We start from the raw sequence: 23,365 nt of genomic DNA, 5'->3' as shown, positions 1-23,365 counted from the left end.
GACGACGAAGGCCCTGCACTTGTGCAGGGCCTTCGTCGTCACGGTCACGTGGCATGCGGGGCCGGGCTACCCGCCCGCGGTCGCGAACGCGTCGAAGCCGGCGTCCGTGCCCACCGTGGCCAGCAGATAGTCCAGTCCCTGTGTGAGTGCGCCGCGCACGTGCCCCTCGCCCGGAATCGTCAGTGCGCTCACGCGGAAGCCCGCCTGCTGCGCGAGTGCCGCGTTCCTGACCTGCCCGGGTCCGAAGACCGTGTCCTGATCGCCGTGGGTGAATATCGCGTGACGATCGTTGTAGGTTCCCGGCTTCGCCGCCGCGAGCACCGCTGCGGGCAATGACGCCCGGTAAGCGCTCTCGTCCCCCGCCCACGCGGTCGTGACCGCGTTCTGGGGGTTCTCCGAACCGGGGTACTCGTTGCCGGAGACGTCTCCGATGACGCCCCAGGTCTGCGGATGCTGCACCCCCCAGGAGAAGGCGCACGCGCCCCCGTTCGAGTAGCCCGCGATCGTCCATGCGGACACGTCCGGCAGCACGGCGAAGTGCGATCGGATATAGGCGGGCACATCCACGTTCACGTAGGTCGCCACGGCGCCGTATGTCGCGGAGTCCGTGCACACCGGGTCGTTCTGCGGGTTCCCGGCGAGCTGATCGACCACCACCACGATCGGTGCGAGCCCGTGATGCGCCGCAGCGTACGCGTCCGCGGCCGTGGCGATGGGCGTGATGTCGGGTGAGCCGGGCTGCCCCATCATCATCACGACCACCGGGAGCTTCGGGGCATCGGCCACCAGCGCCGCCGGCGGCAGATACACCGACGCATCCCGGGGCGCGTACGGGAGAGAGGGAACGATCCGCTCATCACCGCGCAGAACGCCCGTGCGCCCCTGCGCGGGCAGGTCCGCCGGCGGCTTCCACTCTGCGATCGTCGGCCGCTGCTCGTCCACGGGCAGGGGCGGCAGTTCGGCCGCGGGACCGACATCGATCCCGATGATGGCAGCCGGAGTATGGGTGACGCCGTAGAGCGCGTTCACGGCGAGCCCCAGTGACAACGCGCTCGCCACGACCAGCAGGACCGCAGCCGCGCGCCGCCACCAGCCGCCGGTGATCAGCGCGATCATGCCGATGCCCGCAAGGGCTCCCGTCACCAGCACCCAGGGCGCGGTTCCCGCCGGGAGCGGTCCGGCGAACGCGTTCGCCGACTGCGCAGAGAGCACGGCCACGCTGACGGCGCCGGCGCCGACCAGTGCCCCGGCGAGATGGCGCAGCGGACGCCGCCCACGCACCATCACCGCCGTCACGAGGGCGAGTACGAGCAGTCCCACCACGGTCCGCACCGGCGAATCGATGAGCTCCATCGTGAGGAGCCACGTTCCCATCAGGACCGCCGTTCGAACAGTCCGCGAGCGAACTCCACCAGGTGGCGACCGCTCGCCGTGGGCAGGTAGGTCCGCACCAGCGCGTACCCGATGGCGGGCAGTTCCACGGGGTCGGGATACACCATGCTCAGCGTCGCGTACTCGGGGCGGAACTTCTTCTTGAACCGGAAGAGGGAGGCGAATCCGTACAGCGGCTCCAGGGCCGCGGACAGGCTGGCGAGCAGTCCGTCGATGCTCCCCCGCCGGGCGGCGGCATCGTCCGACTGCACGAGCGGCGCTCCGGAGAGGCTGAGGACCTCCGCCCCGTCTGCCTGCATCTGCAGCGCGGCAGATGCGATGAGGAACTCCATCACGCCGTTGGGCGACTCGGGCGCGCGCCGCATCACATCGAGGGTCCAGCCCACGAGTTCTCCACCGCGATGCACCGGCACCCAGCTGGTCACGCCCAGCACCGTGTCATCCGCCGCGACGGCGAGCATGAGACGCACCGCCGGATCCTGCATCTCCGGCACCGACCCGAGCGTGAAGCCCATCTCCGGCAGCGCCTTCTCCGAGGCCCAGTGCTCACTGATCTCACGGATCTGCCGCGCGTGGGCGCGCGAGAGCTCCGCCCAGCTGGTCCACAGCGGCAGGACTCCCTCGCGACGCATCCGGGTGACGGGGTGGCGAACCTTCTCGCCCGCTTTGCCCGCCATCGTGAAGGTACGCGGATGCAGGACCGTCTCCTCCGCCACCGGCATGCTGCTCCACCCCAGCGATTCCAGGATCCGGCGGGTGTCGTCATGGACGCTGTAGAACACCGGGGTCCACCCGTGGGCCGAGGAGAACTCCACGAAGCCGCGGATCGCACCCTCGCGGTGCTCGTCGTCCGCTGCCGGATCAGAGATCGCAATGGCGACGCCGCCCTGAAGCCGGTAGGCCACCGCTGACGCGCCGTCCTCAGAGAACCAGTGCCGCGCGCCCTCCCACGTCCCCAGCCAGCCGAGCGTGCCGGCGTCCGTCGTCGTGACCAGAGCACGATAGGGATCGGATGCGGCGACCTGCTCGGTGCGGGTGCGTGAGAACAGACGCAGCACAGCCGCCACGAAGAAGGCCCAGAACACGACCCCCACCCACTGCCAGAGGAACAGGCCGGGTCCGTGGTGCGGGAAGCGGGTGCCGCCGGGAAGGGGCACCAGTCCCGGCGGCAGGAACCGCCGCAGCGCGTCTCCGAGCAGTTCGCCCGGCGTGGGCGGCTGATTCCAGGCTCCCCGCAGCATCCACTCACCGAGGAAGAACACCACGGCGAACACCCCGAAGCAGATGGCCACGGTGAGCGCGAACCGGTGCACGGCGGCACGCGTGCTGCGCACCGCGAACACCGACCGCGCCAGCACGAGCACGAGGATCGTCGCCGCGGGCAGGGCGAGTGCGCCGATGCCCCAGAGCACCGCCTCCACGATCTGCTGCGATCCCTCTCCGGCCACCACCACACTTCCCGCCACCGCGGATCCGAACGCCGCAACGAACAGCACACCGTTCGTGGCGATGGCGAGCACCCATGCCGAGCGCCGCCCCGCCAGCAGGCCGATCGCCGCCACGACCAGCAGGACCAGGGGGACGACGGCCAGCAGGGCGGGACCGAGCCCCCGCGTCACGAACAGCATGTTCTGGTGGTCACAGACGGGGAGATAGTGCGAGGCACAGCGCGCCGAGATGCGCTGATCGAAGTCCGAATAGGCACCCACCACCACCGAGAGCGGACCACGTCCGCCGCCGTTGACCAGCGCGGCGATCGGACCGATGCCGAGCACCGCCACGGCCCCCGCGATCAGAGTGCGCCGCTCGTGCTGGCTCCCGCGCCACCAGGTGGTCTGCGGGGTGCGCGCGGCCCACAACTCGCCGATGATCGTGCCGACCACGAAGGCGAGCAGGCTGAGCCAGGAGGACAGATCGCCCGCGTACAGGGCGGCAGCGAGCGCGCCGAGACCGATGATGAGCCGGCTGCGACGACGCCACAGCGTCGGGGCGACACCCGCTGCGGCGCTGACCGCGCAGATGACGCCGATGCTCGGATCCGCGACGCTCAATCCCGCCACGTTCGCGAAGTCCGGGATCCGCGCGATGCCGGACTGGATGAAGACCCCGAGGAGCACCACGACGGTGCCGCCGCCGGCGAGGGCGAGCAGCACACGCCGGGGACGGAGGTGGCGTTCCGCGAAGACGAGGAGGGGAACGCCGATGACGATCGCGACCGTCCCGGTCACCACACTGTCGGGGACGAGAACGGCGGTGAACGCCGTCCACCACCGCAGATCGCTCAGCGTGGCTTCGGCTCCCGCGGCCATCAGGGGTCGCCACGGGCCGTGGAACACCGTGGCGAGCAGCATCCAGGCACCGAAGACGGTCGCTATCGGGGAGGCGGAGACGATCCGGCGCAGCGCCGCCACGGCCTCGCGCGCACGACGAGCGCGTTCGACGGCGGGTGCGGGCGGGGTCTCAGCGGGAGGGGGAACCTGAGGCACCTCATGATCGTGCACCCGTGAGCCCGCCCGCCGCGACGGCAGAGTGCGCGTCACGGGCGACTCACGACAACGTCACAGCCGGCGCATAGATCCCACCGGAGACTCGCTCAGCCTGCCGCCCTCACCGGCGGCGTGCGCGTGCTCAGGCGTGCGATGCCTGGGCGGCGCGGATGCGCTCGAGCACCAGGAGGCGCAGCTCCTCGGGGGCGTCCTCCTTGCAGGCGCGCGCGACCACCTCGGTCAGGGTCTTGGACACCACCGCTTCTTCGCGGCAGCTCTCACAGGTGTCGAGGTGGGCTCGGATGTCGGATTCCTTCGTCCGGCACACCTCGTTGCGGAGGAACTCCTCCAGGTCCTGCCGCGCTTTCTCGCAACCGCAGTCGGTCATTTCTTGCTCCTCGATGCGGTGGGACGGATTCCTCGCTCCGCCGCGTAGTCGGCCAGCAGGTCTCGCAGCATCCGCCGACCGCGGTGCAACCTGCTCATGACCGTTCCGATGGGGGTCTTCATGATGTCGGCGATCTCCTGATAGGCGAAGCCTTCGACATCGGCCAGATACACCGCGAGGCGGAAGTCCTCGGGGATCGCCTGCAGCGCATCCTTCACGACCGATGCCGGCATCCGGTCGATCGCCTCAGCCTCAGCCGACCGCGAGCTCATCGCCGTCGTCGACTCCGCACCGCCCAGCTGCCAGTCCTCCAGGTCATCGATCGTGCCCTGGAAAGGCTCGCGCTGCTTCTTGCGGTACGTGTTGATGTAGGTGTTGGTGAGAATGCGGTACAGCCACGCCTTGAGGTTCGTGCCCTGCGTGAACGACGCCCACGAGGAGTACGCCTTGACGAAGGTCTCCTGCACCAGATCCGCGGCGTCGGCGGGGTTGCGCGTCATGCGCATCGCCGCGCCGTACAGCTGATCCATGAACGGGAGCGCCTGCTCCTCGAACTGCGTACGGGCATCGCCCGTGCTCGTTTCGGTCTGATCTGACTGATCCATCGCGAGCCAGTCTAGATCGTCGACCTGTTCGAGCTCCGGTGAACGCTCCAGCGTCGCGTTCATGCGCCTCCTCGTTCGTGTCGTCCGCTTCTCACATCGGGTGCAACCGGCATGTCGCGAGCACTATTCCCCCACCGCACCGGTTGTCAATGTGCACCCGGCATATTCGTCCGATCCGATGGGGCCAAGTAGGGTGGAGCCGATGAGTGCACAGATCGACCTCGCCACCGCAACAGCACCCCAGGGCGCATACGCGGCACCGGTCGCAGACGCGCCGGTGCACGCCACGCTCAGCGTGCCCGGATCGAAGTCCCTCACCAATCGGGAGCTGATCCTGTCGGCCCTGGCGGAGAGCCCGAGCCGGCTGCGCTCTCCGCTGCACTCCGACGACTCCGCACGGATGATCGACGGATTGCGCGCTCTCGGCGTGGAGATCGAGGAGACCGAGGCGAGCGGACCGTTCGGACCCGATCTGCAGATCACCCCGCCTCGTGCCTTCTCTGCGGGCGCCGAGGTGGACTGCGGCCAGGCGGGTACCGTCATGCGGTTCCTGACGCCGCTCGCCGGACTCGCCACCGGAGAGGTCACGGTGACCGCACACGAGTCGGCACTGCATCGCCCGATGGGCGAGATGATCAGCGCGCTGCGCGATGTCGGCGTCGACATCGACGACGCCGGGCGCTGGTCGCTCCCCTTCACCGTCGTCGGTCACGGACACATCCGCGGCGGCGAGATCGTCATCGACGCATCGCGCTCGAGCCAGTTCGTCTCCGGGCTCCTGCTCGCCGCTGCACGGTTCGATGTCGGCCTCCAGCTGCGCCATTCCGGTCAGCGCCTGCCGTCGATCCCCCACATCGAGATGACAATCGACGTGCTCGCACACCGCGGCGTGCACGTGGAGCGCACCTCGCCCACCGACTGGGTGGTTCCGGCCGGGTCCATCCGCGGCAAGGACGTCGCCATCGAGCCCGACCTGTCCAATGCCGCGCCATTCCTCGCTGCAGCCCTCGTCACCGGCGGCGCCGTGACCATCACCGGGTGGCCGGCACGCTCCACGCAGCCGGGTGCGCTGCTGACCGAGATCCTCCCCCAGTTCGGCGCCCGCGCCACCCGCCGTGGCGGTGCCCTGACCGTCACCAGCACCGGCCCCATTCGCGCGGTGGACCTCGACCTCACCGCGGCGGGCGAGCTCGCTCCCACACTGGTGGGTCTCGCGGCTCTCGCCGACGGCGTCAGCACGTTCCGCGGTATCGGCCACATCCGCGATCACGAGACCGATCGGATCGCGGCGCTGGTGGCCGAGCTGCGCGCCATCGGCTGCGGTGCGGAGGAGACTCCGGACGGCATCATCGTCACCCCGGCTCCGCTGCACGGGGCCACGTGGAAGGCCTACCACGACCACCGCATGGCGACGACCGGCGCGCTGCTCGGCCTCGCCGTCCCCGGAATCGTGATCGACGACATCGGCACCACCGCGAAGACGTTGCCGCAGTTCACCGCGCTGTGGGAGCTCATGCTCAGCCCGCGCGAGGAGTGCCCGGAGGACGCCGCCGCGTGAGCTGGCTCGGAGACTTCGACGACGACGAAGACGAGTTCGACGAGAGCGATATCCGCATCCGTCCGAACCCGAAGGCCAACCGTCCGCGGACCAAGCGCCGTCCGGCACACGAAGACGCGACGATCGGCCGTGTGCTCGGAGTGGACCGCGGCCGCTACAGCGTGCTGCTGGACGAGGACACCGACCACGAGCGCACGGTGACGGCGACGCGGGCGCGCGAGCTGCGCAAGACGCCGATCGTGACCAACGATCGCGCGCGTGTGGTGGGTGACCGCACCGGCGAGGCCGGGACGCTGGCGCGCATCGTCGGGATCGTGGACCGCACCTCTCTGCTGCGCCGCAGCGCGGACGACACCGATCAGGTGGAGCGGGTCATCGTGGCCAACGCCGATCAGATGCTCATCGTGGTCGCCGCCGCGGATCCCGAGCCGCGCGAACGGCTGGTGGACCGCTACCTCGTGGCCGCGCTCGACGCCGGCATACGCCCGCTGCTGGTGGTCACCAAGACGGACCTCGCCGACCCCACGGCCTTCCTGCAGCATTTCGAGACGCTCGCTGATCTGCGCGTCTTCCGCAGCGCGCGTGGAGAGGTACCGCTGGATGAGATCGGTGCGGCACTGGTGGGACACGCCACCGTGTTCGTCGGCCACTCCGGCGTCGGAAAGTCGACGCTCATCAACGCCCTCGTGCCGAGCGCCGGGCGCGCCACCGGGCATGTCAACGACGTCACCGGCCGCGGGCGCCACACCTCCTCGTCCACGGTCGAACTGCGCTTCCGGGGAGCGGGCGGCACAGGCTGGGTGATCGACACCCCGGGCGTGCGCTCGTTCGGCCTCGGACACGTGGACACGGCGAACATCCTCGCGGCGTTCACGGACCTCGCCGAGATCGCCGAGGACTGTCCGCGCGGATGCACCCACCTGCCCGATGCACCCGACTGTGCGCTCAACGAGGCGGAGGCCGAGGGAGAACTCGGCCCCGCCGGCAGCGCCCGCCTGGACTCGCTGCAACGACTGCTCGCGACGTTCGAGTCCTGACGCCTGTTTTTGGCGTCGCGCCCGCGGCCGCGCCTAGGCTGAGATCATGACGCAGCGCCTGGAACCCGCAATGCCCGCTCCCGACTTCACCCTGACCGCTCAGAACGGCGAGTCCGTCACTCTCAGTGCGCTGCGCGGCGGTCCCGTGGTGCTCTACTTCTATCCCGCCGCGATGACTCCGGCCTGCACCGCCCAGGCTTGCGACTTCCGTGACTCCTTCGCCCCGCTGCAGGCGGCGGGTTACACCGTGCTCGGCGTCTCCCCCGATGACGTCGCCAAGCTCGCGCGCTTCCACGAGCGCGACCACCTGCCGTTTGATCTGCTGGCCGATCCGGACCACGCCTTGATGGACCAGTACGGCACGTGGGGTGAGAAGAAGAACTACGGCCGCACGTACGAGGGTGTGATCCGCTCCACCTTCATCATCGACGCCGACGGCATCATCCAGGAGGCGCTGTACAACGTCCGCGCCACTGGGCACGTCGCGCGCATCATGCGCATCCTCGGTCTGGCCGGCTGACGCCGAGCAGACTCAGCGGGAAGAACCCTCCGGCGCTTCGTCCGCGACCGGCTCGTGGCTGCGATCCGGGCTGCGTCGCGCGGCCACGATGATCAGGACGAAGCCGATGATCGCGGGGATGATCAGCCAGGCGCCGACCAGGGGATGCGGTGACGGCCCTGTGCTCGCGCCGAGTCCCACCGCGAACACCAGCACCTGTGTCACGATGCCCCCCGAGCGCCCCCAGGTGCGGCCACGGAGGATGCCGGCAGCGAACGCGAGGATACCGATTCCCAGCACGATCGTGAGCACCAGCAGCGCGAGCGCACTCACCAGGTCCGCAGTATCCCCGGCGAGGATGGCACCTACCTCGACGGCGGCGAGGACGAGGGTCACCACCCCCTCGAGGGCGACGATGATGGATGCGGCGATGGTTGCGGGCTGCGGGCGCGGCGAGACCGGTTCGGGGATCGTCATGGGTGCTGCGCGTCCTTCTCATCGTGTCGTGCGTCGCGTGGATCTGCTGCGCACGACGGGGGCATGTGGGCCTGTTCCGGCGCTCGCCGGTCGCGGATACCTGGCTGTGAGAATCAATTAACCCTTGATTCACCCGGGAATCCGTGGAACCATTATCAGTGCCGTGTGCTCCCACAGCGGCGTGGGACGAGCGCTCTGCTCGTATATACACAGGGTATCCAACCCACCCGGGGTAGACACCGCATCCGTGCGTCTCCCCACCACCCCACACCCCCACCTACAAGGAGCACGAAGAATGGATTGGCGCGATAAGTCCGCCTGCCTGACGGTCGACCCTGAGCTTTTCTTCCCCGTCGGGAACACCGGTCCCGCCGTGGATCAGATCGAGAAGGCCAAGGCGGTGTGCGCCCGCTGCACCGTCACGGAGATCTGCCTGCAGTACGCCCTCGAGACCGGTCAGGACTCGGGTGTCTGGGGAGGCCTCTCCGAGGACGAGCGCCGCGCCCTGAAGCGTCGCGCCGCGCGCGCCCGCCGCGCTTCCTGAGGCGCAAGCGCCCGAACCCGAACGCCCCCGGTCATGACCGGGGGCGTTACGCGTTGCGCGGCTCAGCCGTCGGCGCGGATCCACTTCAGCGGGATGTCGATGGTCACCTCGGTGCCCGAGCCGGTGAGGGTGTGCCAGTCGATGGAGCCGGACAGCTCGCCCTGGATCAGAGTGCGCACGATCTGCGTCCCGAGCCCCTGTCCCACCTGTCCCTCCGGCAGACCGCTGCCGTCGTCGCGCACGCGCACCTCGAGGTGCTCTTCGTCGCGCTCGGCGATGATCTCGACCACGCCCTCGTCCTGCTCGGCCAGACCGTGCTCGACCGCGTTGGTGACCAGTTCGGTGAGCGCCAGGGCGAGCGGAGTCGCGTACTCGCTGGGAAGGCTGCCGAACTTGCCGGTGACGTGGGTGCGAGCGCGCGTCCCGGCGCCAGCGGCCACTTCGGCGACCAGCTTCAGGACGCGGGTGAAGACCTCGTCGAAGTTCACGTTCTGCGTGAGACCGCTGGCCAGGGTGTCGTGCACGATCGCGATCGACGCCACACGGCGCATCGCCTGGGTGAGCGCGTCGCGCGCCTCCTCGGAGTGGGTCCGCCGCGCCTGGATGCGCAACAGGGACGACACCGTCTGCAGGTTGTTCTTCACCCGGTGGTGGATCTCGCGGATCGTCGCGTCCTTGGTGATGAGCTCCTGCTCCTGGTGGCGGAGCTCCGAAACGTCGCGGCAGAGGATGATCGCTCCGATCCGCTTGCCGTTGTTCTTCAACGGGACCGCGCGCATGGACACCGTCACCCCGCGCGCTTCGATGTCCGAGCGCCAGGGGGCGCGTCCGGTCATGACCACCGGAAGGGACTCGTCCACTTCCCGACCCGCGGGCAGGATCTCAGCGACCACCTCGACCAGGCTCTCGCCTTCGAGCTCATCGTCGAATCCCATGCGGTTGAACGCGGACAGCGCGTTCGGGCTGGCGAACGTCACCGTGCCGTCCACGTCGAGGCGGACCAGCCCGTCCGAGGCCCGCGGAGCGCCACGGCGCGGTGCGGTCGGGGCGTCCAGATCGGGGAAGTCGCCCGTGGAGATCATCGAGAACAGGTCGTCCGCGCACTCGTTGAACGTGATCTGCTGGCGCGAGGGCGTCCGCGCCTCGCCGAGGTTGGTGTGACGGGTCAGGATTCCGATGACGTTGGGCTTCTCCCCCACCACCGGCCGGGTGCGCACGATCGGCACAGCGCGCACGCGGGTGGGGACCTCCTCGAACCACTCGGGCGAGGACGAGTCGACGATGGTGGCCGTCTGGAAGCTCTCCTTGATCTGCGCGTACCACTGCGGACGCACGCTGTCGCCCACGATGTCGCGGTAGAAGAGTGTGGCCGCGCCGCCGGGGCGCGTGTGCGCGACCGCGATGAACGAGTCCTCCGGTGTGGGTACCCACATCACGATGTCCGCCGACGCGAGGTCGGCGAGGAGCTGACCGTCACCGGCGAGACGATGGAGCCATTCCACGTCTGCTTCGTCGGCGCGGCCCTGCAGGTAGACGAGATCACTGAGTGTCGACACTCCGTAAGCCTATTGGCTCCCGCGCGCACTTCCCCGAGTGCGCCGGGCACGTCGTCCCGCCTGCGGGCGTCGCGGCGGAGCATCCGCGGCGCCCGTGGCGTCCAGCAGCGCCGCGATCCGGCGCACGGCGGCGGTGAGTGCCGAGCGTGGGGCGGCGACGATCACCGGCAGTGCGTGCAGCACTGCACGATCGGCGGCGGAGCCGTCGTCGGGAATGAAGTGCACCTCGGTGGCCGCCGCGTAGCGCTCCAGCGTGCGACGCAGCTGGCCGCGGGCGTCGAGCCCGATGGCGCGTGATCGTACGCGGTTGACCACGACGGTGATCGGGGTGGCCGGGGCCAGCTCTCGCAGTTCGGTGACCGCCCGCACGAACCGGGAGACGCCGATCGGGTCCGCGGCGCACACGGCGATGATGCGGTCCGCCCGCTGCAGCGCCGCGATCGTGGCCGCATTGCGCCGTGGTCCGCCATCCAGGTCGCTGACGATCTGCTCGTCCTGCTCGATGAGCGCCGAGGTGTCGATGAAGACCTGGTCGCTCCAGCGTGCGACCGCATCGATGACGGCGCGCATCCGGTCCGCCGGGAGCTCGGGCCAGCGCGAGGGGCGGTTGATCCCGGACAGCACGGCAAGCGCATTCTTCTCGATCGGCACAAGGTCGCGGATGCGGGCGTACTCCGCCTCGTCGAATGACCGGCGACCCGCCTGACGGCACGCGCCGGCAAGCCCCGGCGTCTCCTCAGCGAGCCCCAGCATCGCGGCCACCGCCGGCGCGTGACTGTCGGCGTCGATGAGCGCCACCTCGATCCCGCTGCGCGCCCGCTCGGCTGCGAGAGCGACCGCGAGAGTGGAGCGCCCCGGAGCGCCATGCGGACCCCACACAGCGATCACGTCGCTGCGCCGCGAGCTCAACGGCCCGGGAACGGCGGCGACGGATGCCAGCACGGCACGCGCGGTCGCCTCGCGCACCGGGACGACCCCGAGCCGCGCCGCGAGGTTGACGCCGGCCCCATCCAGCGCGAGCGGGACGACGCGCACGCGCTGGGCGTCACAGCGGGCCAGCAGCGCGCCATCGAGTTGCCGGGGATCCGCCAGGAGAACCAGGGCATCCACCCCGGCCAGCGCATCCGGCTGACCGATCTGGAGGGGACCCAGGACGGCCACCCGCTCGCCGACGGCCTCCAGCTCCTCGCAGAGCGGGCGAGCGATGGACGGGGGCAGACACACCGCGATCGTGCTCATGAACCGCCGCCCGCGCTGATCACCGACAGGGCGCTGCCCGAGGAGATGGCGGCGAGAACGTCTGGCACCGCGTCACGGGGAACGACCAGTTCGATCAGCGCCGATGCCGTGCGCACCATCGAGTCATCCGCGCGCACCGAGACCACCACGGCACCCGAGACGAGCACGCGCGGGGTCGGAGCGTCGGACTCACCGGAGCCGTCCATCCACACGTCCACGGTGCTGCCCGTGCGGACCCCGGATGCCACCTCGACCGCACTGCGGATCACGACGGTCGTCAGTTGCGCGGAACCCTCCGGAGCCAGGGCGTCGCGCGGCACCAGCTCCCCCGGTGCGACCACGCGGGTGATGACGCTGCCCGGCGGCACCTCCGAGGCGAGGATGTAGTGCTCTGACGTCGTGCCGAGCATCACCTCCGTGCTCTGCAGGTCGTCGGGCCCCAGCGTCTGCCCCGGAAGCAGCGTGCCTGCGGCCGTCGCGACGGCCACGGTGGTCCTCGCGGCTGAGACGACTCCCCACACCGCCGCCACGGAGGCGGCGACCAGGGCGATGCCGATGAAGAAGCGGGCGTCGGAGAAGAAGCGGTTGCGGCGGCTGGACATGTGGGCGATGTTCTCAGACGGCCCACCTGCCACGATGACGACTATCCACAGCGTGAGATCCGCCGCACGGCCGCACGGCCGACGATTATCCACACTCACCAGATCGCCGCCAGAATATGTTCCCCACGCGTCATAATCGACTCATGCCCGACATCAGCGCCCCCGGACGCCACGTCTCGCCGGCGCAGGTGGCAGAACTCCTGGACCTCACGGTGGACGATGTCCTCGCGCTCGTCCACGAGGGCCGGCTGCGCGGGGCACGCGTCGGAGCCAGTCATCAGTGGCGCATCGAAGAGGCGTCGATCGTCGACTATCTCGACGAGCAGCGCGAGGAGGCGCGGCGCATCGCCCTATGGCGCCAGTCGGACACCGCCAGCTTCCCCGAGATGTGGGGCGTCGTCCGGCGCGATTGAGGCGCCGCCCGGTCACACCATCGTGCCGACCGTGCGCACCTGGCCGATGGCGGCGAAGGGGATCACGATGTGCGCGCGAACCTCGCTGGCCCGCCGTGGGCGACCGGATTCGTGCACGGCGAGATCGAGATGGTCAGCCCCCGCCCGGTCGATCGTGCCGTGCAGGATCTCACCGTCGACCAGCCGGACGGTCACGGGACGACGCCGGCGAGCGAGATCTCGCATGAGGAAGCCGAACACCACCCGCCCGCTCAGTTCGTCCTCTGTCGCAGGCAGCGCAGAACGCAGAATCGCCGCGTGCTCGGTCTGCACCGTGCGAATCGCCGCCAGCGGGTACAGCGCCAGTCCATCGCCGCTGGCGGTGGCGTCCCAGAGATCCGCGCTCCGACGCCCCGGCTCGCTGCTCGCGGCGTGGTACCCCGCCCCACCGTCGTCCGCCACGATGGCGAGCCAGTCGGCACCCACTCCGACGACCCGCCCCGAACCGCTCACCCCGGCCGCGCGCACCGTGACGACGGCTCCGTCGGCGATCAGCGACGTCAAACGGGTCCGCAGCGCCAGGCGCGCAACCCGCAGTCGCTCGGTCTCGGTGTTCAACGCCGCGCGCTCAGACTCCCATTCCGCGTCGAGCTGCGATTCCAGGTCCTCGAAGAAGTCATCCCATCGCACCGCGCGACTCTAGCGCGGCCGCGGCGCACGTCCCGGGGCCTGTCCCCAGGGTCTCCTGAGGCCCCGCGGTCCCCCGGTTCTCGCGTGCGCCGGCCCTCCGACGGCGGCATCGCGCGCGCATAGGCGTATTCCTGACCCCAGTTCTGTGGTCATTCTCGTCACGAGGCGCGCGAGCATGACAAGCTGGGCTTCGCCACAGAGTCCCCGCGCTGTGAGGGGACAATCATGGCCACGGCCACCGGCGCGGTGCGCGCGTTGCAACGCGCAAGCACAGTGGAGATCGCGGAGTTTTTCGCACCGCAGCGAACGAGCACCGTCGACCTCCCCGACCCTGCGGTACTGCTACGAAATCTCACCGTCGGGGTCCTGGAGTCGCTCGCCGGTGTTCGCGACGTCGACCAGCTCGCCCGCTGGCTGTCGCAGGAGGCGTTCCTGTCCGTCGTCACTCGCGTGGGCCTCGCCACCCGGGCGCGCAGTGCACGTGGCGTCGCCGCGGCCCGCCCCCACCAGCGGGTGTTGTGCGTGAGGCATTCCAGTCCCGCCGACGGCGTCGTGGAAGGTGTCGTGGTGGTCGCCACGCCCACCCGTACGCGCGCGGTCGCCATTCGACTCGAGGGTTACGACCGGCGCTGGCGCGCCGTGTCCCTGGCCCTTCTCTGAGGCTTCTCCCCCTGAGAAGACGCGGGCCGCGAACCCGCACCCGTACCGGAGCGCTCCCAATCCGTTCCGGTGCATCATGGGCTCGTTCTGAGTCCAGAGGGCCGGTCTCCGCTCTGGAGACCGGCCCTCACGACATCAGGACGAGCGGGGAGTCACTGGCGGTAGCTGGACAGGAAGTTCCCGATGCGCTCGATCGCGTTCCCGAGCACGCGCGCCTCGGGCAGAGTCACGACGCGGAAGTGGTCCGGCGTCGCCCAGTTGAAGCCGGTGCCCTGCACGAGCAGGATGTGCTCGGCCACCAGAAGGTCGTAGACCAGCCGCGCGTCGTCGTGGATCTCGTGGACCTCCGGGTCCAGCCGCGGGAACGCGTACAGCGCGCCACGTGGCTTCACACAGGACACGCCGGGGATGGCGTTCAGCCCCTCCCAGGTGACGTCACGCTGCTCGTGCAGCCGCCCTGAGGGGGCGATGAGGGCGTCGATGGTCTGCACTCCGTCGAGCGCCGCTTGCACTGCATGCTGGGCGGGGGCGTTCGGGCACAGCCGCGTGGATGCCAGCAAATTGACGCCCTCCAGGAAGCCCGCCGCGTGCTTCTTTGGTCCGGTGATCACCATCCATCCCGAGCGATAGCCGGCCACCCGGTAGGTCTTGGACAGGCCATTGAACGTGAGGCAGAGCAGATCCGGCGCGAGCGTGGCCGTGGGGATGTGCTGCGCGTCGTCGAAGAGGATGCGGTCGTAGATCTCATCGCTCAGCAGCAGCAGCGAGTGCTCCCGGGCGATCTGGATGATGCCCTCCAGCGTCTCCCTGCTGTAGACGGCACCGGTCGGGTTGTTGGGGTTGATGATCACGATGGCCTTGGTGTTCGGCGTGATCTTGGCGCGGATGTCTTCGAGATCGGGATTCCACTCGTTCTGCTCGTCGCAGATGTAGTGCACCGGGGTCCCTCCGGACAACGAGGTCATGGCGGTCCACAGCGGGTAGTCCGGTGCCGGGATGAGCACCTCGTCCCCCTCGTTGAGCAGGGCCTGCATCACCATCGTGATGAGCTCGGAGACGCCGTTTCCCAGGAACACGTCGTCCGGATCGACGTGGGGGAAGCCCGGGACCTGCTCGTAGCGGCTGACGATCGCCCGACGGGCGGACAGGATGCCACGGCTCTCGGTGTAGCCATGAGCGGTCGGGATGGCCGCGATCATGTCACGGACGATCTGGTACGGGGCCTCGAATCCGAACACGGCGGGGTTGCCGGTGTTCAGTTTCAGAACCGGATGCCCTGCTGCCTCCAGCCGCGCCGCCTCGGTCAGTGCGTTCCCCCGGATTTCGTAGAGGACGTTCTTGAGCTTGGCGGACTGATCCAGCGGACGGAGTGGGTTCATGTCCCAAGGGTAGTCCCCCGCGCGGGGTGGTCCTGACCGTCCACTCCCGCCTCGGTGGCCTGTCCGATGTCCGAGGGCCGTGGCAGGATGACGCCATGCATCAGCACGTCAGCTTCATCACCCTGGCCACGGCGGATCTCGATCGCGCGGCCGCCTTCTACGTCGATGGACTCGGATGGACCCCTGCTTTTCGTGGCGAGGACGTCCTGATGTTCCGTGTCGGGCCCGCGCTCATGCTCTCGCTGTGGACGGAGACCGGATTCGAGGGCGAGGTCGGCCCGCTGCGGCGCGGTCCGGGCGCCGCTCCGCTCACTCTGGCCCACAACGTCTCCTCGCCGGGGGCGGTCGACGCGGTGCTTGCCGACGCCCAGCGCGCCGGTGCCCGCGTCGTACCGGGCGAACACCGCGCCTGGGGCGGGTACTCCGGTTACTTCGCCGATCCCGACGATTTCCGGTGGGAAGTGGCCTGGAACCCCGACCCCGAGATGGCGTTCGTCAACGCCCCTGCCACGTGAGAACAGCGTGGGCCCCGGATATCTCCGGGGCCCACGCTGTTCTCAGGAGTCAGGTGGCTCAGCGCTTCTTGCCCTGTGCCCGACGCTCGGCGCGGTTGGAAGCACTGCCCTGACCGGGCTCCACCTTCTGACCGAACGCCCCGCGCTCGGCCGGCTTCTCCGCCTCCGGCGCATCGGTCGCGGCGGCAGCAGCAGCGGCACGGCGCACGCGATCGGTGGCCGCCTGCTGAACCTGGCCCTTGTCGTTGCGGACCTCGACGTCCCCGGCCTCGCCCGGTGCCGAGTACTCCAGCTTCGCGCTGTTGTCATCGGGGTTCTGCAGACCCTTCGCCTGCACCTGGGTGACCTCGCCGTCCTCGGCAGGACGGACCTCGACCTCGAGGTTGAACAGGAAGCCGACGGCCTCCTCCTTGATCGAGTCCATCATCGACTGGAACATCGCGTAGCCCTCGCGCTGGTACTCGATCAGCGGGTCACGCTGCGCCATGGCGCGCAGGCCAATGCCGTCCTTGAGGTAGTCCATCTCGTAGAGGTGATCGCGCCAGCGGCGATCCAGCACCTGCAGCACGACACGACGCTCCAGCTCACGCATCGCGGCCTCGCCGAGCTTCTCCTCGCGCTGCTGGTAGGCGATCTGCGCGTCGCTCAGGAGCTCGCGCTTCAGCCCGTCCTGGCTGATGCGTCCCTTGGAGCCGCCGGCTTCCGCCACGACCTCGTCGATCGTCACGTTCACGGGGTAGAGCGTCTTCAGCTCAGTCCACAGCGCATCGAAGTCCCAGCTCTCGGTGTGACCGGACTGGGTGTGCTCGTCGACGATGCCGCCGATGGCGTCCTCGATGAAGTGCGCAACGCGGTCCTTGATGTCATCGCCTTCGAGCATGTGACGGCGGTCGGCGTAGATCGCCTCACGCTGACGGTTGAGGACATCGTCGTACTTCAGCACGTTCTTGCGGATCTCGGCGTTGCGCGCCTCGATCTGGGACTGCGCCGACTTGATGGCGCGGGTGACCACGCCCATCTCGATCGCCGTGTCGTCCGGAAGGTTGGAGCGCTGCAGCATCGACTCGGCGAAGCCGCTCTGGAACAGGCGCATGAGGTCATCGGTGAGGCTGAGGTAGAACCGGGACTCACCGGGATCGCCCTGACGTCCGGCACGACCGCGCAGCTGGTTGTCGATGCGGCGCGATTCGTGGCGCTCGGTGCCGAGGACGTAGAGACCACCGGCCTCCCGCACGGCTGCGGCGTCCTCCTCGACCTGCTTCTTCATCGCCGCGTACGCGTCATCCCACGCGGCCTCATACTCCTCCGGCGTCTCCACCGGATCCAGGCCGCGCGACTTGAGCTCCTGAACCGCGAGGAACTCGGCGTTGCCGCCGAGCATGATGTCGGTTCCACGACCGGCCATGTTGGTGGCGACGGTGACCGCGCCCAGGCGTCCGGCACGCGCCACGATCTCGGCCTCGCGCGCGTGGTTCTTCGCGTTGAGGACCTCGTGCTTGATGCCCTTCTTCGCCAGCAGGCGCGACAGGTACTCGCTCTTGTCCACGGACACCGTGCCGACCAGCACCGGCTGCTTCTTCTCGTGGCGCGCGGCGATGTCCTCGACGATCTGGGCGAACTTCGCCTGCTCGTTCTTGTACACCACGTCCGGCTGGTCCTTGCGGATCATCGGCCGGTTGGTCGGGATCGGCACCACGCCCAGCTGATAGGTGGACATGAACTCCGCCGCCTCGGTGTCGGCGGTACCGGTCATGCCGGCGAGCTTGTCATACAGACGGAAGTAGTTCTGCAGGGTCACGGTGGCGAGAGTCTGGTTCTCGGCCTTGACCGGCACACCTTCCTTGGCCTCGATGGCCTGGTGGATGCCCTCGTTGTAGCGACGGCCCACGAGGATACGGCCGGTGTGCTCGTCGACGATCATGACCTCGTCGTTCATCACGACGTAGTCGGTGTCGCGCTTGAACAGCGCGAGGGCCTTGATCGAGTTGTTGAGGAAGGAGATGAGCGGGGTGTTGGCGGACTCGTAGAGGTTGTCGATGCCGAGGTAGTCCTCGACCTTCTCGATTCCCGGCTCCAGGACGCCCACCGTGCGCTTCTTCTCGTCGACCTCATAGTCGATCTCAGGCTCCAGGGTGCGGGCGATGCGCGCGAACTCGGTGAACCACCGGTTCGCCTCGCCCGAGGACGGGCCCGAGATGATGAGCGGCGTGCGGGCCTCGTCGATGAGGATGGAGTCCACCTCGTCCACGATCGCGTAGAAGTGACCGCGCTGGACGAGGTCCTCCTTCTGCCACGCCATGTTGTCGCGCAGGTAGTCGAAGCCGAACTCGTTGTTCGTGCCGTAGGTGATGTCGGCGTTGTACTGCTCGCGGCGCACCGCCGGGGTCTGCCCGGAGACGATCACGCCCGTGGTCATGCCGAGCGCGCGGAACACGCGTCCCATCAGCTCGGACTGGTAGGTGGCGAGGAAGTCGTTGACCGTGATCACGTGCACGCCCTCGCCCGCGATCGCATTGAGGTACGCGGGAAGCGTGGCGACGAGGGTCTTTCCCTCACCCGTCTTCATCTCGGCGATGTTGCCGAGGTGAAGGGCCGCACCGCCCATGATCTGCACGTCGTAGTGACGCTGGCCGAGCGTGCGCTTGGACGCCTCGCGAACCGCGGCGAAGGCCTCCGGCATCAGGCTGTCGAGCGTCTCGCCCTTCTGGTAGCGAGCGCGCAGCTGTGCGGTCTCGCCACGCAGATCCTCGTCGGTGAGCTTGCTGTACTCATCCTCGAGTGCGTTGACGGCGTTGACCACTCGCTTCAGCTGGCGAAGGATGCGTCCTTCACCCGCACGAAGCAGCTTCTCGATCGGGTTCACCACGGGAGTCGTCTCCATCCATCGGGTCGTGCGCATGCTCGCGCCGCTGCCGCCTTTCGACGGCACACTCGCCCATGTTATCGGTCCGTGACCTCAGAGGCGGCTGGATATGCACTCTGCTCGCTCACGGCGATCAGCCGGACGGCACCCAGGAGCACCACGGCGAGCAGCACGGAAGTCACGGCGAGCACCCCGGTACCGGCGAGCACGGCACCCGTGACGGCCGGCGCTGCCGGGGGGCCGGTCCACAGGGGCGCCCCCATCACCAGAGCAAGAGCCGCCGCCCACACGGCGCCGACGCCGACAGTGAACGCCCGCGCAGGTCTTTCGCGGCTGAGGTCGACGACCAGGAGCACTCCGCCGACGACGATGACGAGTTGCACGGCCAGCGCGAGCAGCGGCAGCCGTACGCCCGAGACCTGCAGGGCGGCGCCGGCCAGCGGTGCCAGAGCGACGGCGAACGCCCCGATCACGCCGGCCGTGCCGTGGATGAGAGTTCCGGGTCCAGCAGTGACGGCGAGGACCGCCAGCGTCACGGCGGCGCAGATCACGAGGGCCGACAGGGTGTCGGTGCCGGCGGGCACGAGGAGGGCGGAGAGCGCGGAGACCAGTCCGATCCCGAGGAGCAGGACGCCCGCCGCAGTCCAGGCGGTGGTGCGGGTGAGACGCATGCCTCCAGGGTATTGCTCCGGAAAATGATTGCACAGTATGTGATTTCTCGATATACATATACCCGGAAACGTGATACCGGAACGTTGGGGAGTCACATGTCGGTCCGCCAGAGCCTTCTCGCCATCCTCGATCAGGGGCCGTGCTACGGGTACCAGCTTCGCTCCGAGTTCGACCGCCGCACCGGTTCGACCTGGCCGCTGAACGTCGGTCAGATCTACAACACCCTCGAACGCCTGGAACGGGACGGCCTGGTACGCCGCGGTGACCCGGACGACGCCGGCCATGTGTTCTGGGAGATCACCGACGCCGGACGCTCGGAGGTCACCGCCTGGCTGTCGTCCGCTGTGGCGCGCACCGGTGGCACACGAGACGAGCTGGCCATCAAGTTGGCCGTCGCGGCCACGCTTCCGGGCGTGGACGTCACCGCGGTGATCCAGACGCAGAGGCAGGCGACGCTCGCCCAGTTGCAGGAGCTCCACCGCACCTCCGACGCCGGACCGGCACCGGACTCCCCCGAGGAGCTGGCGTGGTCTCTGGTGGTCGACTCGATGATCTTCCAGGCCGAGGCGGAGGCGCGGTGGCTGGATCACACCGAGCAGCGCCTGCGTGTTCATCCGCAGCATGCACTGGAACTGGAGCTGTCCACCGAGCGCCCCCGGCGCGGCCGCCCCGCAAAGTCGCGCAGCTGATCTGTCGCGGAGCTGATCGGAAAAAAGTTCCCGACATCTGAGACCTTTCGTGCGGCTGCGGACATACCCCTATGAAGCAGTCCTCATCCGACACCGGACGATGATGTATCGAAGGAGCACGGACACGATGCCCAGCAAGGTTCCCCCCACTCTCACCCTCTCCGCCGCCATCGACCCCGCCGCGCTCACGCTGCCTCCGACGGAGCCGATCGACATCACCGAGCTCATCCGCGCCGAACTCGAACGCTGAGCGCGCGGGTGAGTGCGCGCTGAGCGAACCCGCAGCCCCGCGCCGCACCTGCCGCCTAGGATCAACACATGGCAGGTTTCTGGGGCAGGCGCAGGCGCGAGGAACAGGAAGCTCAGGACGCGGCGGATGCGGATCTCGCCCGACGCGCGGGAGCGGCCCTGGTGTCCGCGGACGAGCGCATTCGCGTGACGACCGACGAGCTGGAGTTCGCTCGCGCCGAGCTCGGCGAGAAAGCAGTCGGTCCCCTGGCCGAAGCGCTGACCGCCGTGCGCACGCATCTGCGTGAGGCCTATCAGCTCAATCAGCTCAACCATGACGAGATCCCCGACACCGTCGAGGAGACCCGTACCCGCAACGCGCGCATCATCCAGCTCTGCGAATGGGCAGAATCCGTGCTCGACGAGCGGACCTCGGCCCTCCAGGACCGTATCGAGCTGGTGCGCCGAGCGCCGCAGATCCTCGAAGGCGTCCGCCGGGACACCGCCGCGCTGAGCGAGCGCGTCCCGGGAGCGAAGGAAGTCATCGCCCGTCTCGAGCTGCGCTACAACGACGACGCCATGCGCCAGATCCGCAATGGTGCCGACGAGATCGAGAACCTGCTCGCCTTCGCCTCGCACAGCGCCAATGTGTCGGCGCGACGTCGCGAGGCCGGTCGCAACGAGGAGGCGAACCTCGCGCTTGAGACCGCGACCGAGGCCGTGAGACGCGCCACGACCATCCTGGACGGCATCGACGACTTCGAGCTCGAGGCGATGCGCGCCGAGTCGACGCTCGCGGACGTCATCGCCGACTCCCGCGGAGACCTCATCCGGGCTCGCACCGCGCCCCGCTCGCCGGCGGTCACCGCAGCGGCCACTCAACTCGACGCCGCGCTTCGGGCCCTGCCCGCGCCCGGCACACGCACCGATCCCTTCACCGAGCTGTCGGTGCTTCGCGAGGCCAACAGCGCGCTCGATGACGCCATTGCGAAGGCTGTGGAGCGCGCCGCCCGACCGCTGCCGCCCATCGCCACCGTCCGTCACGCCGTGGACGACGCCGATCGGCAGCTGGCCGTCGCCCAGAACGTCATCTCCGGGCATCGCGGCTGGATCGGCGCGGACGCACGCGTCTGGCGGAGGCGGAGCGGCTGCGCCAGGACATCGACCAGCTCATCGAGCCGGAGGACACCCGGGAGCAGGCTCTGATGCTGGCACGGCGCACCGGCAGCCTCGCCGCACAGGCACTGCAGCTGGCACAGCGAGACATCGACTCGTCCCGTCCCGACGACCGCTGGGACGGCCCGCGCGGCGGCGGGCGCGGCATGTCGGGCGGCGACATGCTCGGCGGCCTGATCGGCGGGGCGATCCTCGGCGGCATCATCGGGGACATCTTCGACTGAGCCCAGGACACACGACGAAGGGGCTGTGCAGCGGATGCTGCACAGCCCCTTCGGGTGATCGGGTCAGGACGCCTGCGCTGCCGCGGTGGGCTGGGCGAGCGTCGTGAGCGAGATGACGCCGTAGTCCCAGCCTTTGCGGCGGTAGACCACGGACGGGTGGTCGGTGCGAGCGTCCACGAAGAGGAAGAAGTCGTGGCCGACGAGTTCCATGCGGTCGACCGCATCCTCGACGCTCATCCACTCCGCATCGAACCGCTTCGTGCGGATCACGACGGGGGTGTAGTCGGGCTCGTCCTCGTTGCCGGTGATGATCGGAATCTCACCCGTGGCCACAGATCGGAGCACCTCGGCCGAGGCAGGCTGCAAGTCGATGCCGGTGAGGCCCTCGCCCTTCTGGAAGTGCGCACCACGCGGATGATCCCGCGCCTCGATGCGCTTGCCCTTCACGCGACGGATCTGCTCGGCGAGCTTGTCCAGCGCGAGATCGAGCGCGACGAACTTGTCTGCGTCCGTCGCCTCGGCCCGTACGATCGGGCCCTTGCCCACCAGGGTGAGCTCAACGGTCTCGTCGTCCATCCGGCCCTGCTTGTAGGCGTGATGGGTGACCTTCACATCGAGGCGCTGCGCTCGCGGCGCGAGCGTCCCGACGCGGGCGGCCTTCTCCTCGGCCACCTCGCGAAACCGGTCCGAGATCCCCACGCCGACACCAGCGAAGTTGATTTCCATCTCTGACCTCCTTGTCCGGTCCGCCCACGGGGCGGGCGGACCCAGCCGCTTAGTTGTCGTCCACCGTAGCCCCCGGACGCCGACATGTCACCTGTCATTTGCCGGTGTGTCATCTCGGTCCGCGCTGAGCGCCGTGGCGGCGCCGAGAACGCGTGCGCCACCGGCGCGAAGGGTCGCGGCAGCGGCGTCCAGTGTGGCGCCGGTGGTGACCACGTCGTCGATCAGGACGACCGGACACCCGGGTCTCAGCGCCCCGCGCAGGGCGAACGCACCGGCCATGTTCGCCGCCCGATCCCGCCTCCCGAGCGCTCGCTGATCGGCCACCCGGCGCGTGTGACGAAGCACGCGGACGGAGTGCAGCCCGCCGCGGCTCGCCATCAGTTCGACGGGGTGAAACCCCCGTCGGCGATAGGAGCGCGCCGACGAGGGGATCGGGACCAGCGCGATCGGCTGAGCGCCGAAGTCCCGCTCCTCGCGGGCTTCGGCGACGAGGGCGTCGACGGCTCGGCGCAGCGCAGCGCCCAGTGGCCGGGCGCAGGGCGTCTGACCGGCCTTGTACGCCCGCATCACCGGCGCTGCCTCCTCCCAGCGCCAGGAGCTGAACACGGCCGTCCCGCCCGCCGTGCCGCGTCGCGCAGGACCGCCCCGGTCCAGTGCGTGGATGCAGGGCTCGCACACCGCGGGGCCGTCGATGCCGCATCGCACACACGCAGAGGGAACCAGGAGGTCGAGGAGTTCACTGATCAGGCGTCGCATACACCCAGCGTG

The 23,365-nt window shown here is 69.2% G+C and carries 25 protein-coding genes; 11 read left to right on the top strand and 14 right to left on the bottom strand.

Going from position 1 to position 23,365, the window contains the following annotated elements; all coding sequences use genetic code 11:
* Nucleotides 1-66 precede the first annotated feature (66 nt).
* The 4 genes from ACIQJ5_RS04255 to ACIQJ5_RS04240 form a co-directional block, all read right to left on the bottom strand.
* Nucleotides 67-1,374, bottom strand: a complete 1,308-nt coding sequence (locus ACIQJ5_RS04255) for an alpha/beta hydrolase (protein ID WP_402841219.1) — start codon at nucleotides 1,372-1,374, stop codon at nucleotides 67-69.
* Nucleotides 1,374-3,878, bottom strand: a complete 2,505-nt coding sequence (locus ACIQJ5_RS04250) for a bifunctional lysylphosphatidylglycerol flippase/synthetase MprF (RefSeq protein WP_402841217.1) — start codon at nucleotides 3,876-3,878, stop codon at nucleotides 1,374-1,376. Before ACIQJ5_RS04250 ends, ACIQJ5_RS04255 begins: the two co-directional genes overlap by 1 nt.
* A 142-nt stretch (nucleotides 3,879-4,020) precedes the next feature.
* On the bottom strand, nucleotides 4,021-4,266 hold the full coding sequence (locus ACIQJ5_RS04245) for a zf-HC2 domain-containing protein (protein WP_231092682.1): 246 nt from the start codon (nucleotides 4,264-4,266) through the stop codon (nucleotides 4,021-4,023).
* Complete coding sequence (locus tag ACIQJ5_RS04240) at nucleotides 4,263-4,934, bottom strand: sigma-70 family RNA polymerase sigma factor (RefSeq protein ID WP_308071095.1); 672 nt, start codon at nucleotides 4,932-4,934, stop codon at nucleotides 4,263-4,265. Before ACIQJ5_RS04240 ends, ACIQJ5_RS04245 begins: the two co-directional genes overlap by 4 nt.
* Before the next feature lie 139 nt (nucleotides 4,935-5,073).
* On the opposite strand from ACIQJ5_RS04240, the gene aroA reads away from it, so the two are divergent.
* The 3 genes from aroA to bcp are packed head-to-tail and all read left to right on the top strand — an operon-like array spanning nucleotide 5,074 to nucleotide 7,986.
* Entirely contained in the window at nucleotides 5,074-6,429 is a 1,356-nt protein-coding gene (gene aroA / locus ACIQJ5_RS04235) for a 3-phosphoshikimate 1-carboxyvinyltransferase (RefSeq protein ID WP_231092681.1), read from the top strand.
* Complete coding sequence (rsgA, locus tag ACIQJ5_RS04230) at nucleotides 6,426-7,466, top strand: ribosome small subunit-dependent GTPase A (protein ID WP_402841211.1); 1,041 nt, start codon at nucleotides 6,426-6,428, stop codon at nucleotides 7,464-7,466. The genes aroA and rsgA overlap by 4 nt, the downstream gene beginning before the upstream one ends.
* Nucleotides 7,467-7,512: 46 nt before the next feature.
* Nucleotides 7,513-7,986: a thioredoxin-dependent thiol peroxidase gene (bcp, locus tag ACIQJ5_RS04225; protein WP_402841208.1), complete on the top strand. Its 474-nt coding sequence runs from the start codon at nucleotides 7,513-7,515 to the stop codon at nucleotides 7,984-7,986.
* A gap of 12 nt (nucleotides 7,987-7,998) precedes the next feature.
* On the opposite strand, the gene ACIQJ5_RS04220 is transcribed toward bcp, so the two are convergent.
* Nucleotides 7,999-8,442 carry a histidine kinase gene (locus ACIQJ5_RS04220; protein ID WP_402841205.1) on the bottom strand — a complete coding sequence of 148 codons (444 nt, stop codon included), beginning with the start codon at nucleotides 8,440-8,442 and terminating at the stop codon, nucleotides 7,999-8,001.
* Nucleotides 8,443-8,737: 295 nt separating this feature from the next.
* Between ACIQJ5_RS04220 and ACIQJ5_RS04215 the strand changes: the two genes are divergently transcribed.
* Nucleotides 8,738-8,986, top strand: a complete 249-nt coding sequence (locus ACIQJ5_RS04215; RefSeq protein ID WP_023955350.1) for a WhiB family transcriptional regulator — start codon at nucleotides 8,738-8,740, stop codon at nucleotides 8,984-8,986.
* A gap of 62 nt (nucleotides 8,987-9,048) precedes the next feature.
* On the opposite strand, the gene ACIQJ5_RS04210 is transcribed toward ACIQJ5_RS04215, so the two are convergent.
* From ACIQJ5_RS04210 to ACIQJ5_RS04200, 3 genes are read right to left on the bottom strand one after another with little or no spacing between them, the layout of a single operon-like run.
* Nucleotides 9,049-10,542: a sensor histidine kinase gene (locus tag ACIQJ5_RS04210; RefSeq protein ID WP_231092677.1), complete on the bottom strand. Its 1,494-nt coding sequence runs from the start codon at nucleotides 10,540-10,542 to the stop codon at nucleotides 9,049-9,051.
* Between the two features lie 9 nt (nucleotides 10,543-10,551).
* Nucleotides 10,552-11,781 carry a CpaE family protein gene (locus ACIQJ5_RS04205; RefSeq protein ID WP_402841193.1) on the bottom strand — a complete coding sequence of 410 codons (1,230 nt, stop codon included), beginning with the start codon at nucleotides 11,779-11,781 and terminating at the stop codon, nucleotides 10,552-10,554.
* Nucleotides 11,778-12,383, bottom strand: a complete 606-nt coding sequence (locus ACIQJ5_RS04200; protein ID WP_231092675.1) for a hypothetical protein — start codon at nucleotides 12,381-12,383, stop codon at nucleotides 11,778-11,780. Before ACIQJ5_RS04200 ends, ACIQJ5_RS04205 begins: the two co-directional genes overlap by 4 nt.
* Nucleotides 12,384-12,526: 143 nt before the next feature.
* Here ACIQJ5_RS04200 and ACIQJ5_RS04195 point away from each other — a divergent pair, with 143 nt between their 5' ends.
* Complete coding sequence (locus ACIQJ5_RS04195) at nucleotides 12,527-12,796, top strand: helix-turn-helix domain-containing protein (RefSeq protein ID WP_402841189.1); 270 nt, start codon at nucleotides 12,527-12,529, stop codon at nucleotides 12,794-12,796.
* Between the two features lie 12 nt (nucleotides 12,797-12,808).
* On the opposite strand, the gene ACIQJ5_RS04190 is transcribed toward ACIQJ5_RS04195, so the two are convergent.
* Nucleotides 12,809-13,465 (bottom strand): hypothetical protein, encoded by a 657-nt coding sequence (locus ACIQJ5_RS04190; RefSeq protein ID WP_402841186.1) that lies wholly within the window; start codon nucleotides 13,463-13,465, stop codon nucleotides 12,809-12,811.
* A gap of 225 nt (nucleotides 13,466-13,690) precedes the next feature.
* On the opposite strand from ACIQJ5_RS04190, the gene ACIQJ5_RS04185 reads away from it, so the two are divergent.
* Nucleotides 13,691-14,125, top strand: a complete 435-nt coding sequence (locus ACIQJ5_RS04185) for an Rv3235 family protein (protein ID WP_231092672.1) — start codon at nucleotides 13,691-13,693, stop codon at nucleotides 14,123-14,125.
* A gap of 152 nt (nucleotides 14,126-14,277) precedes the next feature.
* On the opposite strand, the gene ACIQJ5_RS04180 is transcribed toward ACIQJ5_RS04185, so the two are convergent.
* The gene (locus ACIQJ5_RS04180; RefSeq protein ID WP_231092671.1) at nucleotides 14,278-15,504 is read right to left on the bottom strand and encodes a pyridoxal phosphate-dependent aminotransferase; all 1,227 of its coding nucleotides are present in this window, start codon (nucleotides 15,502-15,504) and stop codon (nucleotides 14,278-14,280) included.
* A 95-nt stretch (nucleotides 15,505-15,599) separates the two neighbouring features.
* Here ACIQJ5_RS04180 and ACIQJ5_RS04175 point away from each other — a divergent pair, with 95 nt between their 5' ends.
* Nucleotides 15,600-16,019 carry a VOC family protein gene (locus ACIQJ5_RS04175; RefSeq protein ID WP_402841182.1) on the top strand — a complete coding sequence of 140 codons (420 nt, stop codon included), beginning with the start codon at nucleotides 15,600-15,602 and terminating at the stop codon, nucleotides 16,017-16,019.
* Nucleotides 16,020-16,077: 58 nt separating this feature from the next.
* Here the strand turns inward: ACIQJ5_RS04175 and secA are convergent, their stop codons facing one another.
* Together secA and ACIQJ5_RS04165 are read right to left on the bottom strand one after the other, a co-directional pair.
* The gene (gene secA, locus ACIQJ5_RS04170) at nucleotides 16,078-18,918 is read right to left on the bottom strand and encodes a preprotein translocase subunit SecA (protein WP_269143252.1); all 2,841 of its coding nucleotides are present in this window, start codon (nucleotides 18,916-18,918) and stop codon (nucleotides 16,078-16,080) included.
* A 41-nt stretch (nucleotides 18,919-18,959) separates the two neighbouring features.
* Nucleotides 18,960-19,553 carry a hypothetical protein gene (locus ACIQJ5_RS04165; RefSeq protein WP_402841178.1) on the bottom strand — a complete coding sequence of 198 codons (594 nt, stop codon included), beginning with the start codon at nucleotides 19,551-19,553 and terminating at the stop codon, nucleotides 18,960-18,962.
* A 96-nt stretch (nucleotides 19,554-19,649) separates the two neighbouring features.
* Between ACIQJ5_RS04165 and ACIQJ5_RS04160 the strand changes: the two genes are divergently transcribed.
* From ACIQJ5_RS04160 to ACIQJ5_RS04145, 4 genes are all read left to right on the top strand, one after another.
* Nucleotides 19,650-20,243 (top strand): PadR family transcriptional regulator, encoded by a 594-nt coding sequence (locus ACIQJ5_RS04160; RefSeq protein WP_402841176.1) that lies wholly within the window; start codon nucleotides 19,650-19,652, stop codon nucleotides 20,241-20,243.
* A gap of 127 nt (nucleotides 20,244-20,370) precedes the next feature.
* Complete coding sequence (locus tag ACIQJ5_RS04155; RefSeq protein ID WP_269143251.1) at nucleotides 20,371-20,493, top strand: hypothetical protein; 123 nt, start codon at nucleotides 20,371-20,373, stop codon at nucleotides 20,491-20,493.
* 68 nt (nucleotides 20,494-20,561) lie between these two features.
* A complete protein-coding gene (locus ACIQJ5_RS04150) occupies nucleotides 20,562-21,677 on the top strand; it encodes a hypothetical protein (protein WP_402841171.1) in 1,116 nt (371 codons plus the stop codon).
* Nucleotides 21,677-21,871 carry a hypothetical protein gene (locus ACIQJ5_RS04145; RefSeq protein WP_402841168.1) on the top strand — a complete coding sequence of 65 codons (195 nt, stop codon included), beginning with the start codon at nucleotides 21,677-21,679 and terminating at the stop codon, nucleotides 21,869-21,871. The genes ACIQJ5_RS04150 and ACIQJ5_RS04145 overlap by 1 nt, the downstream gene beginning before the upstream one ends.
* A 63-nt stretch (nucleotides 21,872-21,934) precedes the next feature.
* Here the strand turns inward: ACIQJ5_RS04145 and hpf are convergent, their stop codons facing one another.
* Both hpf and ACIQJ5_RS04135 read right to left on the bottom strand, forming a co-directional pair.
* Entirely contained in the window at nucleotides 21,935-22,597 is a 663-nt protein-coding gene (gene hpf / locus ACIQJ5_RS04140) for a ribosome hibernation-promoting factor, HPF/YfiA family (protein ID WP_231092666.1), read from the bottom strand.
* 87 nt (nucleotides 22,598-22,684) lie between these two features.
* Nucleotides 22,685-23,353: a ComF family protein gene (locus ACIQJ5_RS04135; RefSeq protein ID WP_402841164.1), complete on the bottom strand. Its 669-nt coding sequence runs from the start codon at nucleotides 23,351-23,353 to the stop codon at nucleotides 22,685-22,687.
* Nucleotides 23,354-23,365: the final 12 nt, after the last annotated feature.

This window comes from Microbacterium sp. GXS0129 (genome assembly GCF_044769785.1).
Classification (GTDB): domain Bacteria; phylum Actinomycetota; class Actinomycetes; order Actinomycetales; family Microbacteriaceae; genus Microbacterium; species Microbacterium nymphoidis.
Note: the sequence above shows the minus strand (reverse complement) of the source record. Positions and strands in the feature narration are given on the sequence as shown.